The sequence below is a fragment of the Thermococcus sp. PK genome, assembly GCF_000430485.1.
Classification (GTDB): domain Archaea; phylum Methanobacteriota_B; class Thermococci; order Thermococcales; family Thermococcaceae; genus Thermococcus_A; species Thermococcus_A bergensis.
The window spans coordinates 162,156-163,657 of the sequence record NZ_KE387150.1; the positions used below are offsets into that span (position 1 = coordinate 162,156).

The 1,502-nt window shown below is 37.4% G+C and carries 1 protein-coding gene and 1 CRISPR repeat array; the gene reads left to right on the forward strand.

Features of this window, described 5'->3' with window-relative positions:
• Positions 1–20 precede the first annotated feature (20 nt).
• Positions 21–983: direct repeats of the CRISPR family, unit length 30 nt; unit sequence CTTTCAATTCTTCTAAAGTCTTATTGGAAC.
• Positions 984–1,061: 78 nt separating this feature from the next.
• Positions 1,062–1,502 (forward strand): hypothetical protein (locus tag THEPK_RS13435; RefSeq protein WP_198011314.1); only part of this gene is annotated, 441 nt, incomplete at its 3' end.

Genomic DNA, 1,502 nt, shown 5'->3' on the forward strand with positions numbered 1-1,502 from the left:
CGGTGATATTCAGATTATTGCTTTCAATTCTTCTAAAGTCTTATTGGAACGGTCACAGGGATTTCATAGTTTTTCATCTCAGCGGTCTTTCAATTCTTCTAAAGTCTTATTGGAACTTAGTGGGTAGTTGCAGTTTTTGGTTTTGTGATCGCCTTTCAATTCTTCTAAAGTCTTATTGGAACCACTAAATACTGTCTTTCATAAACTAATACACCCTTCTTTCAATTCTTCTAAAGTCTTATTGGAACGGGCAACCACGACCAGCACAAAAAAGATAACTATGCTTCTTTCAATTCTTCTAAAGTCTTATTGGAACCCCAGTTTTTAAGAAACTGTGCTGGGTGTTGTATTTTCTTTCAATTCTTCTAAAGTCTTATTGGAACTCCTTGTTGTTTCACATAATTAACTACCTTTTTAACCGCCTTTCAATTCTTCTAAAGTCTTATTGGAACTTGTAGATGCACGATTGTTCCAGTTTTTGAAAAAACTTTCAATTCTTCTAAAGTCTTATTGGAACACGGAAACACGGTGAACGCAACAATTCTCATTGAGGGCTTTCAATTCTTCTAAAGTCTTATTGGAACAGAGATTCTCGAAGAGGTTGATGATGACGTAGTGTCTTTCAATTCTTCTAAAGTCTTATTGGAACAGTAGGAAAAACTTGGTTAGCCGCAAGAGCAGCAATACTTTCAATTCTTCTAAAGTCTTATTGGAACATAATCATCCTCGCAAGGAAGCGAAGTAGTTTAATAGCTTTCAATTCTTCTAAAGTCTTATTGGAACGTATATTAGAGCTCAGAACACTAGAGAGAAAATCAGTCTTTCAATTCTTCTAAAGTCTTATTGGAACGCTCTGTCCAGCTTTTGGATCAATTCCGGTAAGCTGTCTTTCAATTCTTCTAAAGTCTTATTGGAACTTCTTACTCTTTTACTGTTGCTGTGTAAGTAGTTTTCTTTCAATTCTTCTAAAGTCTTATTGGAACAGGGCCGATTTTTCCTTTGATTTGCCTATAACGTTATTATATTGCTTGAATTTTATAAGGTTTTCTTTGAAGGGGGGCGTGTTTATAGTAACCTTTATTAGGGTTTTTGCTGAATTCTTTCAGGTGGTTGTCGTGATCCCCAGATGGGATCACAGACTCAAAGACCCTGAAAGCGTGGCATTCGCAATTCTTGACGTTTTAGCAGACTTCGAATCAGAAGGAAAGCTGAAGAACCTGCCAAAATCCAAAAAATTTCCAGTAAAACAATACTGGCAATACTCCTCTTTAAACAATACTACAACCTACCCCTCAGAGACGCCCAGCACTACGGCAGAAAATTCTTCGGAGCAAACATTCACTACTCAACCCTCCACAACTGGGAGAAAAGCTGAACCTCGAAGAACTGACAAACCACCTCCTGAAAAACTCCAGAAATTACCCTACGCCAGCACTCAAGCAGACTCAACCATTATCACAAATAAAAAAGGGCAGGATAGAAGTTCAGGCAATAACGAGAAT